The 13721-nt window shown below is 59.6% G+C and carries 17 protein-coding genes; 13 read left to right on the top strand and 4 right to left on the bottom strand.

The genetic code is table 11. The features are described 5' to 3' along the window. Nucleotides 1-233: 233 nt before the first annotated feature. From coxB to FHT93_RS15165, 6 genes are all read left to right on the top strand, one after another. Nucleotides 234-1127 (top strand): cytochrome c oxidase subunit II, encoded by an 894-nt coding sequence (gene coxB, locus FHT93_RS15140; RefSeq protein WP_183848181.1) that lies wholly within the window; start codon nucleotides 234-236, stop codon nucleotides 1125-1127. 17 nt (nucleotides 1128-1144) lie between these two features. Then, entirely contained in the window at nucleotides 1145-2848 is a 1704-nt protein-coding gene (gene ctaD, locus FHT93_RS15145; RefSeq protein WP_183848183.1) for a cytochrome c oxidase subunit I, read from the top strand. A 67-nt stretch (nucleotides 2849-2915) separates the two neighbouring features. Next, the gene (locus FHT93_RS15150; RefSeq protein ID WP_183848185.1) at nucleotides 2916-3872 is read left to right on the top strand and encodes a heme o synthase; all 957 of its coding nucleotides are present in this window, start codon (nucleotides 2916-2918) and stop codon (nucleotides 3870-3872) included. After that, on the top strand, nucleotides 3872-4009 hold the full coding sequence (locus FHT93_RS15155) for a hypothetical protein (protein ID WP_183848187.1): 138 nt from the start codon (nucleotides 3872-3874) through the stop codon (nucleotides 4007-4009). The genes FHT93_RS15150 and FHT93_RS15155 overlap by 1 nt, the downstream gene beginning before the upstream one ends. 4 nt (nucleotides 4010-4013) lie before the next feature. Then, nucleotides 4014-4619, top strand: a complete 606-nt coding sequence (locus FHT93_RS15160) for a cytochrome c oxidase assembly protein (protein WP_112542956.1) — start codon at nucleotides 4014-4016, stop codon at nucleotides 4617-4619. A 57-nt stretch (nucleotides 4620-4676) separates the two neighbouring features. Further along, a complete protein-coding gene (locus FHT93_RS15165; RefSeq protein WP_112542957.1) occupies nucleotides 4677-5555 on the top strand; it encodes a cytochrome c oxidase subunit 3 in 879 nt (292 codons plus the stop codon). A 76-nt stretch (nucleotides 5556-5631) separates the two neighbouring features. On the opposite strand, the gene FHT93_RS15170 is transcribed toward FHT93_RS15165, so the two are convergent. Then, nucleotides 5632-6273 (bottom strand): chloramphenicol phosphotransferase, encoded by a 642-nt coding sequence (locus FHT93_RS15170; RefSeq protein WP_183848189.1) that lies wholly within the window; start codon nucleotides 6271-6273, stop codon nucleotides 5632-5634. A 125-nt stretch (nucleotides 6274-6398) separates the two neighbouring features. Here FHT93_RS15170 and FHT93_RS15175 point away from each other — a divergent pair, with 125 nt between their 5' ends. The 5 genes from FHT93_RS15175 to rnhA all read left to right on the top strand — a co-directional run bounded on the left by FHT93_RS15175 (nucleotide 6399) and on the right by rnhA (nucleotide 10070). Beyond that, nucleotides 6399-6779 carry a DUF983 domain-containing protein gene (locus FHT93_RS15175; RefSeq protein WP_112543126.1) on the top strand — a complete coding sequence of 127 codons (381 nt, stop codon included), beginning with the start codon at nucleotides 6399-6401 and terminating at the stop codon, nucleotides 6777-6779. Beyond that, nucleotides 6772-7521, top strand: a complete 750-nt coding sequence (locus FHT93_RS15180) for an SURF1 family protein (protein ID WP_183848191.1) — start codon at nucleotides 6772-6774, stop codon at nucleotides 7519-7521. Before FHT93_RS15175 ends, FHT93_RS15180 begins: the two co-directional genes overlap by 8 nt. Before the next feature lie 64 nt (nucleotides 7522-7585). Further along, nucleotides 7586-8590, top strand: coding sequence for a 4-hydroxy-3-methylbut-2-enyl diphosphate reductase (gene ispH / locus FHT93_RS15185; protein ID WP_113015009.1), 1005 nt, complete (start codon nucleotides 7586-7588; stop codon nucleotides 8588-8590). Nucleotides 8591-8655: 65 nt separating this feature from the next. Beyond that, a complete protein-coding gene (locus FHT93_RS15190) occupies nucleotides 8656-9621 on the top strand; it encodes a homoserine kinase (RefSeq protein WP_113116277.1) in 966 nt (321 codons plus the stop codon). After that, nucleotides 9618-10070 (top strand): ribonuclease HI, encoded by a 453-nt coding sequence (gene rnhA, locus FHT93_RS15195; protein ID WP_112542962.1) that lies wholly within the window; start codon nucleotides 9618-9620, stop codon nucleotides 10068-10070. The genes FHT93_RS15190 and rnhA overlap by 4 nt, the downstream gene beginning before the upstream one ends. Here the strand turns inward: rnhA and FHT93_RS15200 are convergent, their stop codons facing one another. The 3 genes from FHT93_RS15200 to FHT93_RS15210 form a co-directional block, all read right to left on the bottom strand. After that, nucleotides 10071-11147 carry a putative zinc-binding metallopeptidase gene (locus tag FHT93_RS15200; RefSeq protein WP_183848193.1) on the bottom strand — a complete coding sequence of 359 codons (1077 nt, stop codon included), beginning with the start codon at nucleotides 11145-11147 and terminating at the stop codon, nucleotides 10071-10073. An 85-nt stretch (nucleotides 11148-11232) separates the two neighbouring features. After that, the gene (locus FHT93_RS15205) at nucleotides 11233-11424 is read right to left on the bottom strand and encodes a CsbD family protein (protein WP_112542964.1); all 192 of its coding nucleotides are present in this window, start codon (nucleotides 11422-11424) and stop codon (nucleotides 11233-11235) included. 94 nt (nucleotides 11425-11518) lie between these two features. Continuing rightward, nucleotides 11519-12124 carry a YqgE/AlgH family protein gene (locus FHT93_RS15210; RefSeq protein ID WP_112542965.1) on the bottom strand — a complete coding sequence of 202 codons (606 nt, stop codon included), beginning with the start codon at nucleotides 12122-12124 and terminating at the stop codon, nucleotides 11519-11521. 141 nt (nucleotides 12125-12265) lie between these two features. Here FHT93_RS15210 and FHT93_RS15215 point away from each other — a divergent pair, with 141 nt between their 5' ends. Next, the gene (locus FHT93_RS15215; protein ID WP_183848195.1) at nucleotides 12266-13105 is read left to right on the top strand and encodes a protein-disulfide reductase DsbD domain-containing protein; all 840 of its coding nucleotides are present in this window, start codon (nucleotides 12266-12268) and stop codon (nucleotides 13103-13105) included. Between the two features lie 68 nt (nucleotides 13106-13173). Next, nucleotides 13174-13659: a peroxiredoxin gene (locus tag FHT93_RS15220; protein ID WP_112542967.1), complete on the top strand. Its 486-nt coding sequence runs from the start codon at nucleotides 13174-13176 to the stop codon at nucleotides 13657-13659. The last annotated feature ends 62 nt before the right edge of the window (nucleotides 13660-13721 follow it).

Below are 13721 nucleotides of genomic sequence, written 5' to 3' on the forward strand. Positions count from 1 at the left end.
TCGCCGAAAGAATGTGCAGCGGGCGGATTGGCGCTGGAGCGGGTTTTTCGTATGCTGATGAAAAGCTTGGAATGTTTTGCCGTGGCTGAGGAGGCAGTCTTTGAGCAAAAATGCCGCATAGACAATTGCTTCTGCCTGTTGCGGCGGATGCCAAACTGTGGTTTGAAGCGCACAGGATGGCAAGGATTCTGCGCTCGATTTATCGCAGATCAGCGCTCGAGGGAGATTACAAGGTGATTAAGAAGGCTTATGCAGCCCTGACCGCGCTGGTCTGTCTGCTTTTTGCTTCCGGCACATATGCCGATCAGCCGATGCCGTGGCAGGCGACACTGCAGCCGGCAGCAACGCCGATCATGCGGGAGATCCACTGGTTCGAACAATATACGCTGTGGTTCATCGTTCCGATCACGCTGTTCGTTCTCGTTCTCATTCTGGTCGTCTGTTTCAAGTTCCGGGCTTCGGCAAACCCGGTTCCCTCGAAGACGAGCCACAATACGGTAATCGAAGTCATCTGGACCGTGGGGCCGGTTCTCATCCTTCTTTTCCTCGCTGTTCCTTCTTTCACTCTGTTGACCGCACAGCTCACCCTGCCGGAAAATCCGGATGTGACGATCAAGGCGACCGCGACCCAGTGGCAGTGGAACTATGAATATGAGGGCTCTGGCGAAACACCTGTCGCCTTCGACTCCTATCTTCTGAAGGAACCGGATCGGGCCTCTGCCGGCAAGACCGATCTTGCTGTCTATCCGCGCCTTCTGGCCGTCGACAATGAACTCGTACTGCCTGTCAACAAGACCGTTCGCGTTCTTGTCACTGCCGCGCCGACCGACGTCATTCATGCTTTCGCCATGCCGTCCTTCGGCATCAAGATCGACGCCGTTCCGGGCCGCCTGAACGAAACCTGGTTCCGCGCCGAGCGCGAAGGCCTCTTCTACGGCCAGTGTTCCGAGCTTTGCGGCAAGGACCATGCGTTCATGCCGATCGCGATCCGCGTGGTCTCCGAGGACAAGTACAAGCAGTGGCTGACCACGGCCGCCAGCGACTTGCCCGGCGCCTACAAGACACTGATCGCCGCTGCCGATGGTTCTGCGAAGACCGTCGATGTCGCTGAAAACGTCGCAAAGTAAGATAGGGGATCGGGACAATGGCTGGACCTTCCGCTCACGACGATCATTCTCATGATCACCACGCTCATGACGCACACGCGCATGACGACCACCACGATCACTCGCATACGCCGAGCTTTGCAGACCGCTGGTTCTTCTCGACGAACCACAAGGACATCGGCACGCTCTATCTGATCTTCGCGATCTTCGCCGGCATCGTCGGCGGCCTTCTCTCAGTTGCCATGCGCATGGAACTGCAGGACCCGGGCATCCAGATCTTCCACGGCCTGGCCTCCATGGTCTACGGCTTCGAGGGTGATGCCGCCATCGACGGCGCCAAGCACATGTTCAACGTCTTCACCACCGCTCACGCGCTGATCATGATCTTCTTCATGGTCATGCCGGCGATGATCGGCGGTTTCGCCAACTGGATGGTGCCGATCATGATCGGCGCGCCTGATATGGCTTTCCCGCGTCTGAACAACATCTCCTTCTGGCTGATCGTTCCGGCCTTCCTGCTGCTGTGCATCTCGATGTTCGTCGAAGGCCCGGCCGGCGCCTATGGCGCAGGTGGCGGCTGGACCATGTACCCGCCGCTTGCCGTCGGCGGTCAGCCGGGTCCGGCAGTCGACCTTGCGATCTTCGCGCTTCACATTGCCGGTGCGTCCTCGATCCTTGGTGCGATCAACTTCATCACCACGATCCTCAACATGCGCGCTCCGGGCATGACTCTGCACAAGATGCCGCTGTTTGCCTGGGCCGTGCTGATCACCGCCTTCCTGCTGCTGCTGTCGCTGCCGGTTCTGGCAGGCGCCATCACCATGCTGCTGACCGACCGTAACTTCGGCACAGCCTTCTTCGCGCCGGAAGGCGGCGGTGACCCGATCCTCTACCAGCACCTGTTCTGGTTCTTCGGTCACCCGGAAGTCTATATCCTAATCCTGCCGGGCTTCGGCATCGTCAGCCATATCGTATCGACTTTCTCCAAGAAGCCGGTTTTCGGTTATCTCGGCATGGCCTATGCCATGGTCGCCATCGGTGCCGTCGGCTTTGTCGTCTGGGCTCACCACATGTACACGGTCGGCCTGTCGCTCGATGCGCAGCGCTACTTCGTCTTCGCGACGATGGTCATCGCCGTTCCGACGGGCGTGAAGATCTTCTCCTGGATCGCAACGATGTGGGGCGGCTCGATCAGCTTCCGCACGCCGATGATCTGGGCGATCGGCTTCATTTTCCTCTTCACCGTCGGTGGCGTCACGGGCGTCCAGCTTGCCAATGCCGGCCTCGACCGCTCGCTGCATGACACCTATTACGTCGTGGCTCACTTCCACTACGTTCTGTCGCTCGGCGCCGTCTTCGCCATCTTCGCTGCCTGGTACTACTGGTTCCCGAAGATGACCGGCTACATGTACAGCGAATTCCTCGGCAAGCTGCACTTCTGGGTCATGTTCATCGGCGTGAACCTGGTGTTCTTCCCGCAGCACTTCCTCGGCCTCGCCGGCATGCCGCGCCGCTACATCGACTATCCGGATGCATTCGCCGGCTGGAACTATGTCTCGTCGATCGGCTCCTACATCTCCTTCGTGGGCGTGATCATCTTCCTCGTCGGTGTCTGGGAAGCCTTCGCCAAGAAGCGCGTTGCCGGTGACAATCCATGGGGTGAGGGCGCAACGACGCTTGAGTGGCAGCTGCCTTCGCCGCCGCCGTACCACCAGTGGGAACAGCTCCCGCGCATCAAGTAAGATGCCGGTTTTCCAGACGCCGCAGGCTTCTGCGGCGTCTGTCAGTTAATTTGATCAGGACGGAATGATGACGGTAATCGACAATCACGAGGCTCTTGCTGAAGACGGCGATTTTCGCCTGTCGGAGGCCAGTGCGCGCGATTATTTCGAGCTTCTGAAGCCGCGGGTCATGTCGCTCGTGGTCTTCACCGCCTTTGCCGGCCTGGTGCTGGCGCCGGGTCACATCAATCCCGTTCTCGGCCTGATCGCCATCCTCTGCATTGCCGTCGGCGCAGGTGCGTCGGGTGCGCTCAACATGTGGTATGACGCCGATATCGACGCCGTCATGAGCCGCACCGCCAAGCGCCCGATTCCGGCCGGCCGTATCCTGCCCAAGGAGGCTCTGGCCTTCGGCCTCGTGCTCTCCTGCTTCTCGGTGACGATCCTCGGTCTCGCGATCAATTGGCTGTCGGCCTTCATTCTCGCCTTCACCATCTTCTTCTACGCCGTCATCTACACAATGTGGCTGAAGCGCTCGACGCCGCAGAACATCGTCATCGGTGGCGCGGCCGGTGCTTTCCCGCCGATGATCGGCTGGGCCTGCGTGACCGATTCCGTCACGATCGAAAGCACTGTTCTTTTCCTCATCATCTTCCTCTGGACGCCGGCGCATTTCTGGGCGCTCGCGCTCTTCAAGATGAGGGATTACGAAGCGGTTGGCGTGCCGATGCTGCCGAACGTGTCGGGCGAGCGCACCACCAAGCATCAAATCGTTGCCTATGCCGTGCTGACGGCCGTCTGTGCGGTGCTGCCGACCTTCCTCGGCTTCGCCAGCGTCGGTTATGGCGTCGTCGCCGCAGCCCTCGGCGCGGTCTTCGTATACTGTTCCATCGCCGTCTGGCGCATGCCTGACGGCGATCTCAAGATGATCCCTGCCAAGAAGCTGTTCGGCTTCTCGATCTTCTACCTCTTCGCCGTGTTCTCCGCGCTGATGCTCGACCGGCTGGTCGCCACGCTGGTGTCGTACGCAGGAGGCTCGTTCTGATGGATCTGGTCAAGCTGACCGAAGCGCAACGCAAGTCGCGCCGCAATCGCAACATCGCGCTCGGTGTGGTACTCGCCGGTCTGGTGATCCTTTTCTACGCCATCACCATCGTCAAGTTTCTGGGACATGGAGGCTGACGGAATGAGCGACGCCGTCAACGCACCGAAGAAGCCGCGCAACAATGCTGCCGTCGTCTTCATGTGCCTGAGCTTCGTCGTCGGCATGGGCGCTGCGAGCTACGCCGCCGTCCCACTCTATCGGCTCTTCTGCCAGGTGACCGGCTATAACGGCACGACACAGCGCGTGGACCAGGTTTCGAGCGTCATCCTCGACCGCACGATGCGCGTCACTTTCGATGCGAACGTCGCTCCCGGCCTGCAATGGGAATTCAAGCCGGTCGAGCGCGAGGTCAATCCGAAGATCGGCGAGACCATCCAGGTCAACTTCATCGCCGAGAACCGGTCCAACGAAACCCAGCGCGGCCAGGCGATCTTCAACGTCACGCCAGGCGAAGCGGGCGCCTATTTCAACAAGGTGCAATGTTTCTGCTTTAATGAAACGGACCTGAAGCCGGGCGAAAAGCTTGAAATGCCGGTCGTGTTCTACATCGATCCGGAAATTACCAAGGCCGCTGAATCGAAAAGCATTCACACGGTCACGCTGTCATACACGTTCTATCCCAAAGAGGGTCCGAAGCCGGTGGCTTCGAATGAGGGTAGTGCGGGACAGGCTGAAAAGAAACTTTGATTGAGGAGTGTTTCCGGCAGTGCCGGAAGCGGAGAAGGAAGACACCGGGGATCTGACATGGCCGATGCTCATCAGAAGAATCACGACTACCACATCATAGCTCCGAGCCCTTGGCCGATACTGGCCTCGCTCGGCGCATTCCTGATGGCCTTCGGCGGCGTCGGCTATATGCGCTACCTGAACGGCGGCTCGCTGCATGTTCTCGGCATCGAGTGGGCCCATCCGTGGCTCTTCTTCATTGGCCTCGCTCTCGTTTTCTACGTCATGTACGGCTGGTGGTCCGACACCGTGAAGGAAGCCCACGAGGGCGCCCATACCCGCGTCGTGTCGCTGCACCTGCGCTATGGCATGATCATGTTCATCGCTTCGGAAGTGATGTTCTTCGTTGCCTGGTTCTGGGCCTATTTCGACGCCAGCCTCTTTCCGCATGAAGCCATCCAGGCTTCGCGGCTCGCCTATACCGGCGGCGTCTGGCCGCCAAAGGGCATCGAGGTTCTCGATCCCTGGCACCTGCCGATCTACAACACCGTCATCCTGTTGCTCTCGGGCACGACGGTAACCTGGGCTCACCACGCTCTGCTGCACAACGACCGCAAGGGCCTTATCCAGGGCCTGACGTTGACGGTCCTGCTCGGCGTGCTCTTCTCCTCCGTCCAGGCCTATGAATATGCTCACGCTCCGTTCGAGTTCCGCAACTCGATCTACGGTGCGACCTTCTTCATGGCCACTGGCTTCCACGGCTTCCACGTTCTGGTCGGCACGATCTTCCTGCTGGTCTGCCTCATCAGGGCGTTGCGCGGTGATTTCACGCCGAAGCAGCACTTCGGCTTCGAGGCCGCAGCCTGGTACTGGCACTTCGTTGACGTCGTCTGGCTGTTCCTGTTCTTCTGCATCTACGTCTGGGGCGGCTGGGGCGCTCCGGTCGCAGCAGGCTGATCGGGGTCGGATAGAAATCAAAAAGGCGGGTGCCTTCGGCCCCGCCTTTTTCTTTGCCGCAACGTGGCTCTCTGATTTATCGCTGGCCGGCCAGCCTCTCGAAGGCCGAAGGCTCGGGGATACCAAGATCCAGCTGATGGCGGATTGCCTCGGCGCATTCGAGCGCAGTCAGCACGGATGTATCGACCTCGATGTCGTAGAGGCCGGGGCGATGCACCTCGTTCTGCCAGCGCTGCACCGGCTCCGGCACAGGCGTCTCCTCGGTGGCACGCAGGTAGAGGGTCTCGCGCCCGTCCTGATTGACCTCGCGCCGCTGCATGATCGTCTCGATCGGACATTTGACGCCGACGAACAGTACGGAAAATCCGTCGAGCCGCCTGGCGCAATCGCTGAGAATGCCGAGTGGCTGCGAATAGCTGTCGTGGTGGCCGAGATCGGCGACGACGTTGAGGCCCAATCCGGCATGGATGGCGATCGATTCGTAGAGCGCCGCGTAGAGGAACGGCACGAGTTCTTCGAGGTCCGGCCGTTCGCCGCCGGGCCTCAATCCGATACCGGGCAGGTAGCGCTCCGGCGTCATGGCATTATAGCTGTCGACGCCGAGGTTGATCCACGGCCCCTCGAATTCTTCCTGAATTGCGCGCGCAATGCTGGATTTGCCGCTTCGCGGCGCACCGTTCAGGATAATGATCTGTCCGGCATGGCTTTCGTTGGTCATCAGTCTTCTTCTTCTGTTGGCGCGAATCACTGAGGCGAAAACGCGCAGGTATTTCCATTCGGGATGCGAATACTTTATGGGAGAGTTATGGCAGACGGCGAAAAGCCGTTTGCATGGAGATGGTCATGAATGAAGACAACGCGCAATTTCCCCCGGTCGATCCGGTCAAGACCGGCATCAGGGGATGCTGCCCGCGCTGTGGCCATGGCCAGCTTTTTGACGGCGTTCTCGGTCTGAAGCCGCGCTGCGCCGCCTGCGGGCTCGATTATTCCTTCGCCGATGCAGGCGATGGCCCGGCCGTCTTCGTCATTCTCATCGTCGGTTTCATCATCATCGGCTCGGTGCTCTGGCTTCAGGTCAATTATGCGCCGCCGATATGGGTGCATATCCTGCTCTTCGGCCCGCTGACGATCATTCTGTCTCTGCTCGCACTGCGCTGGTGCAAGGGCATTCTCATCGCCATGCAATATCGTCACAATGCCCGTGAGGGACGCCTGAGTGACTGACATCCAAAGTCCGGCTCCGCGCCGCAAGCTGCCGATCTTTACCGGCATTGCCGTTCTCATCGCACTCGCCATCCTGATCTCGCTCGGCACCTGGCAGGTGGAGCGCCTGCACTGGAAAGAAGGCCTCCTCGCCGATATTGCCGAGCGTCGTGTCGCAGCCCCGGTTCCGCTTGCCGATATCGAGTCCATGGCGTCTCGGGGCGGCGATATCGAATACCGCACGGTCACCGCCACCGGCCGCTATATCAACAACAAGGAGCGCCACTTCTTCGCAACCTGGCGCGGCCGGACCGGCTATTACATCTACACGCCGCTGCAGCTTGAGGACGGGCGCTATCTTTTCGTCAACCGAGGCTTCGTTCCCTACGAGAACAAGGAGCCGGAAATGCGCATGCAGGGCCAGCTGACCGATCAGCAGACGGTGACCGGCCTCGCGCGCGCCAAGCTTCCGGGAAAACCGTCCACGCTGGTGCCGGACAATGACGTGGCGAAGAACATCTTCTACTGGAAGGATCTCGATGTGATGGCCTCCAGCGTCGATCTCGACAAGGCCCGCGTCATCCCCTTCTTCGTCGATGCCGATTCCACGCCCAATCCGGCGGGTTTTCCGATCGGCGGCGTCACGCAGATCGATCTGCCGAACGACCATCTGCAATATGCCTTCACCTGGTATGGGCTGGCGGTGGTTCTCGCCGTCGTCGTCGCCATCTCCTGGTTTCGCCCCCGCAAGGGTGCTGCGTAATAGTATCGCTTCAATTCCGCCCCATATTGGGTTAGAGGTCCCTGAAGCTCAAACTGGGTATGTTATGAATATTGCGGCTAAACCTCCTTTGACGATCAGGCTTTGTGGTCCGCGAGGCTTCTGTGCCGGCGTCGACCGCGCAATCCAGATCGTCGTACTGGCGTTGAAGGCCTATGGCGCACCTGTCTATGTCCGCCATGAGATCGTGCACAACCGGTATGTCGTTGAAGGGCTGGAAGCAAAAGGTGCGGTCTTCGTCGAGGAGCTTGACGAGATCCCGGCCGAACACCGTGCCCAGCCGGTCGTCTTCTCCGCCCATGGTGTGCCGAAATCCGTGCCCGAGGATGCGAATGCCCGCAACCTCTTCTATCTCGACGCCACCTGTCCGCTGGTCTCCAAGGTTCACAAGCAGGCAATGCGCCACAATCGCCTCGGCCGCCACGTCATCCTGATCGGCCACGCCGGCCACCCGGAAGTGATCGGCACCATGGGCCAGCTGCCCGAAGGGACCGTCTCTCTCATCGAAACGGTCGAGGATGTGGATGCCTACGAGCCTGGTGATCCCGATAATCTCGGCTACGTGACGCAGACGACGCTCTCGGTCGACGATACCGCCGGCGTCATCAAGCGTCTGGAAGAGCGCTTTCCCAAGCTGCATGCGCCAGCTGCCGATTCCATTTGCTACGCCACGACCAACCGCCAGGAAGTGGTCAAGGAAGCGGCCCCCGGCTGCGATCTCTTCATCATCGTCGGCGCCCCGAATTCTTCCAATTCCAAGCGGCTCGTCGAAGTGGCGCTGCGGGCAGGTGCGAAGAAATCAATTCTCGTTCAGCGCGCTTCCGAACTCGACTGGGATGAGATTGGTCCGATTGCCACTCTCGGCCTTTCCGCCGGCGCTTCCGCCCCGGAAGTGATCGTCAATGAGATCATCGAGGCATTCCGCACTCGCTTCGACGCCCGTGTCGAGCTTGCCGAAACGGTTCAGGAAAACGAGCACTTCCTCGTCAACCGCGAACTGCGCAGCCTTGAGCTGACGACGGCTGACATGGCATTCGTGAACGGGGAATAAGGCGAGGGGAGTTCTCCTCCGCGCCACCCATCTGACAACATCGCCTCGACAGTGAGAGACCCACCTTGGCAGTTTATACCGATATCGCCGAAGACGAGCTGAAATGGTTTCTCACTGAATATGATGCTGGCCAGCTGCTCTCCTACAAGGGCATCGCCGAGGGCGTCGAGAATTCCAACTTCCTGCTCCATACGTCGAAGGCGCCGCTCATCCTGACGCTCTATGAAAAGCGGGTGGAAAAGAACGATCTGCCTTTCTTCCTCGGCTTGATGCAGCATCTGTCGGCAGGCGGCCTGTCTTGTCCGCTGCCATTGCCGCGCAAGGATGGCGCGTTGCTCGGCACGCTGTCGGGCCGTCCGGCCGCGCTCATTTCCTTCCTTGAAGGCATGTGGCTGAGGAAGCCGGAGGCAAAACACTGCCGCGAGGTCGGCAAGGCGCTGGCGCAGATGCATGTCGCTGGTGAAGGTTTTGTACTGACACGGCCGAATGCGCTGTCGCTTGATGGCTGGCAGATGCTCTGGGACAAGTCGGAGGAGCGCGCCGACGAGGTGGAGTTTGGCCTGCAGAATGAAATCCGCAGCGATCTCAATTTCCTGCGCGCCTATTGGCCGAAGGATCTGCCGGCCGGTGTCATCCACGCCGATCTTTTCCCCGACAACGTCTTCTTCCTCGGCGATGAGTTGTCGGGCCTCATCGATTTCTATTTCGCTTGCAATGATCTGCTGGCCTATGACGTCTCCATCTGCCTCAATGCCTGGTGCTTCGAGAAGGACGGCGCCTATAACATCACCAAGGGTACGCAGATGCTGGAGGGTTATCAGAGCGTGCGCCCTCTGAGCGAGGCAGAAATCAAGGCTCTCCCGGTCCTCTCTCGCGGTTCGGCGTTGCGCTTCTTTCTGACCCGTCTCTACGATTGGCTGACGACGCCCGAAGGCGCAATGGTCACCAAGAAGGATCCGTTGGAATATCTGCGCAAGCTGCGCTTTCATCGCCAGATTTCGTCGCCTGCGGAATACGGGTTGAGCCTATGAAGCACATCGATATCTTCACCGATGGCGCATGTTCCGGCAATCCAGGCCCAGGCGGCTGGGGCGCTGTGTTGCGTTACGGCGATGTGGAGAAGGAACTCTCCGGTGGTGAGGCTGAAACCACCAACAATCGTATGGAACTCATGGCTGCGATCTCCGCGCTCAGCGCACTGAAGGAGACTTGCGAGGTCGATCTCTACACCGACAGCGCCTATGTGAAGGACGGCATTTCCAAGTGGATCTTCGGCTGGAAGAAAAACGGCTGGAAGACCTCCGACAACAAGCCGGTGAAAAATGCGGAACTCTGGCAGGCGCTGGAGGAAGCCCGCAACAGGCACAAGGTCACGCTCCATTGGGTCAAGGGCCATGCCGGCCACCCTGAGAACGAGCGCGCCGATGAGCTCGCCCGCAAGGGTATGGAACCTTTCAAGAAGAGCAAAAAGGCAGGCTGATCAGGCAGCCTGTCGCTGCTCGTTCGCGGCAGCCTGGATCAGCTCGTGCATATATTCCAGCTTCGCTACGACTGGCTGCGACAGCACGAAGGGATAGGAATCGGCTTGTCCCATGCTGCGCTGGATGGCGTTGATCGCCAGGCTGAGCGGCACCCAGGCGCTGACGAGCTGCTCGGCGCTCTGCGCCCGGTAAGGATTGAAATCCACCTCCGCTGCGATCTCTTCATGTCCGCGCGGGTCGATCGCTATGCCGAAACTGCGGGCCGTTTCCAGCGTATCGACGATGTGCAGATAGTGCGCGAAGCATTCTGCAAAATCCTCCCAGGGATGGACGGAGGCATAGGCGCTGATAAAACTTTCCTGCCAGCCGGGTGCCGGCCCATTGGCGTAGCGCTCCTGAAGGGCTGTCGCATAATCCTGCCTTTCGTCGCCAAAGACGGCGCGGAATGCGTCTAAGCCGTTGCGGTCACGCACCAGCTTGTCCCAGATGAAGTGCCCGGTCTCGTGACGGAAATGTCCAAGCAGGGTGCGATAGGGTTCATCCATTGCTGCGCGCGCCTGCTCGCGCGTCAGATCATCTGCTTCGGCCGCACGGATGGCGATCAATCCTTCCTCGTGCCCGGTCATCGCCGGCACGATATTGCCGTCGTTCTGGACGGCGTCTTCGAGGAAGTCGAAAACGAGGCCGCCTTGCGGATCTTCCTGCCGGTCGGGATGCGGCAGCTTCCAACGCAACAACGAGTAGAAGAGGTGGCGTTGTGCCTGGCTGATGCGCCGCCAGCGATCGATACCCTCCTGCGTGTCGGTATTCGGCACAAGTCGGTTATGTCGGCAGGCAATGCAGAAATCATTGCCGTCATCGACCAGCCAGTTGCAGATGTCGAGACCCGCATTGGCGCAAAATCGCACGAGCCGGTTAGGATCGGAGACGAGCTGCCAATTCACCTCGTCGCGTGATTCCAGCGCATGCATGGAAAGATCGCTGGCGAAAAAGCCCAGGCGATGGTTGCAGCGCACGCACAGCCTGTTGTCGAAATGAATGACCTGATCGCAATTGTCGCAGGTAAACAACCTCATGGCAGCCCCCTACAGGTAGGATATGACGGAAAATGCCCGCCGCACATGGGTGCGACAGGCATTGAATTGGGCATGAAGCCGACGGTCAGAGGCGGTCGACAGCGCCCTTAAGCTTGTCCTTCACCTTGCCGCTTGCGACCTGGGCCTTGCCCTTGGCTTCCTGCATGCCGCCCTTGGCCTGCATTTCACGGTCGCCGGTGGCCTTGCCCGCTGTCTTCTTTGCCTTTCCGGCCATCTCGTTGACCTTGCCGGAAATCTTATCGCCAGTGCTACCCATTTCGATGTCTCCTCTCGGGTAATCGCGGACGGGGTGCCCGCGCTTGCCGATTGGAAACGCCAATGGAAGAATTTCGTTCCGGAATGGTGCAGTCTCAGGCGTGACCGGCTTCGGCCGAAAGCATGGCCGGTGTAATACCCATGCTGGCAAGCGCCCGCTCATACTTGTCGTCGAGGCAGCGATCGAAGATCAGCTCCTCATTGGCCGCGCAATTGAGCCAGCCGTTGGCGGCCACTTCGTTTTCGAGCTGGCCCGCACCCCAGGAGGAGTAGCCAAGCAGCATGGTGGCCCGCTTCGGGCCGCCGCCCTTGGAGATGGCGCGGACGATATCGAGCGTCGCCGTCAGGCAGATATCGTCGCTGACGGGAATGGAGGAGTCGCTGATATAATCGTCGGAATGCAGCACGAAACCGCGACCGCTCTCGACCGGCCCGCCGGTCTGGATCGGAAATTCCCGGGCATCTTTCGGCAGCACGATGGAATCTTCCTGCTTGATCATATCGAGATGCAGCAGCACATCGGTGAAGGTAAGGCTCTGCGGGCGATTGATGACGAAGCCCATGGCGCCCGCATCCGAGTGGGCGCATATATAAATCACCGTGCGTGCGAAGTTTCGATCTTCCATGCCGGGCATGGCGATCAGGAACTGACCATCGAAAAATCCGCGTTCCCGTCTGTTCTTCAGCGTTGAAAGGGACATGGTTCCTCCTGCCGCCAGACTGCACTAAGGCTCCGACAAGAGAAACATGGGGCAATGTCACAAATCAATCAACTGAAAATGAAGATTTAAATGGGCGGGACTTCTAGCGGCAATTGGCGAGTTTCGGTAAACCCTTGTTCCATGAGAGTTATTTCATTACTTGTGCGGCCCCTGTTAATTGCAGTCGTTTCGGCTTCATCCATGCTTGGATTGTTGCCGGTGGCGCATGCAGAAATGAGCAACTGGGCGGAGAATGAGGGCGGCCGGATGCGTCTCGTGGCTCTGCCGCCGGATGCTGATGGCCATATAAGGGCCGGCCTCCAGATCGAGCCGAAGCCTGGCTGGATTACCTATTGGCGCGAGCCGGGCAATAACGGTATCCCCCCGCAGATCACCATCGTACCGCAAAGCGGCGTAACGCTTGACGCAATTTCCTATCCCGTCCCGAAATATATCTCCCGCGGCAAGGTCGAGGACATCGGCTATGATGCACCGGTAACCCTGCCACTATCGCTGACGGCTTCGAAGGCAGGGCCGGTCGCAATAGACGCCACTGCGTTCATTGGCATCTGCAAGGATATTTGCATTCCTTTCCAGGCGCAGCTTTTACTGAAATTCGAAGCTGTTGCCCAATCGCGCCCGCAGGAGGAGATGATCCTTCGCGACGCTGCCGCCCGTCTTCCCGAAGCCCCGACTGCCGATTTTAAGGTCGTGGCACACGCCGTATCGAGTGACCTCAAACAGCTCTCGTTGAAGATCACACTGCCGGAGGCGGGAGGCGGTACTCCCTATATCGTCGCGACCGGTCCCAGCGGCTATGCCTTTACGAAGCAGACGAATATCGGCCGCAGCGGCAATGCCTACTCCACCGATATTGCGATCGGCAAGTTGCCGAAGAATTACGACATAAGGGGCAAGCAGTGGGGTGTGCTCGTCATTGACGGCACGCGCGCCATGGAAACCACGCTTGCCTTTGATTGACCGCATCTTATAGTCCCTGCCCATCCCTGCGGCCTTGCCGCGGCCAGCCTGAACCGAGGAGAAAATCCATGACCATCGCGATCGGCGACAAGCTTCCTGCCGCCACCTTCAAGGAAAAAACCACCGACGGCCCGGTCGAAACCACCACCGAGCAACTGTTCGCCGGCAAGCGCGTCGTGCTCTTCGCCGTGCCGGGTGCCTTCACGCCTACCTGTTCGCTGAACCACCTGCCAGGCTATCTGGAAAACCGCGATGCCATACTCGCCAAGGGCGTCGACGATATTGCCGTCCTTGCCGTCAACGACTGGCATGTCATGGGCGCCTGGGCGCAGTCCTCGGGCGGCCTTGGCAAGATCCACTTCCTCGCCGATTGGGATGCCGGCTTCACCAAGGCGGTCGGCCTCGATGCCGATCTTTCCGGAGGCGGCCTCGGCGTGCGCTCCAAGCGCTATTCGATGCTGGTCGAGAACGGTGTCGTGAAGTCGCTCAATGTCGAGGAATCGCCCGGGCAGGCGACGGTTTCCGGTGCTGCGGCGATGCTCGAGCAGCTCTGAGCCGGAACCCATCGATGCTTGTGTGAAAGGCGCCTTCGGGCGCCTTTTTTATTTGTCGTTGA

Origin of the sequence: Rhizobium sp. BK379, from assembly GCF_014193955.1 — a bacterium.
In the GTDB taxonomy this organism is placed as follows: Bacteria; Pseudomonadota; Alphaproteobacteria; order Rhizobiales; family Rhizobiaceae; genus Rhizobium.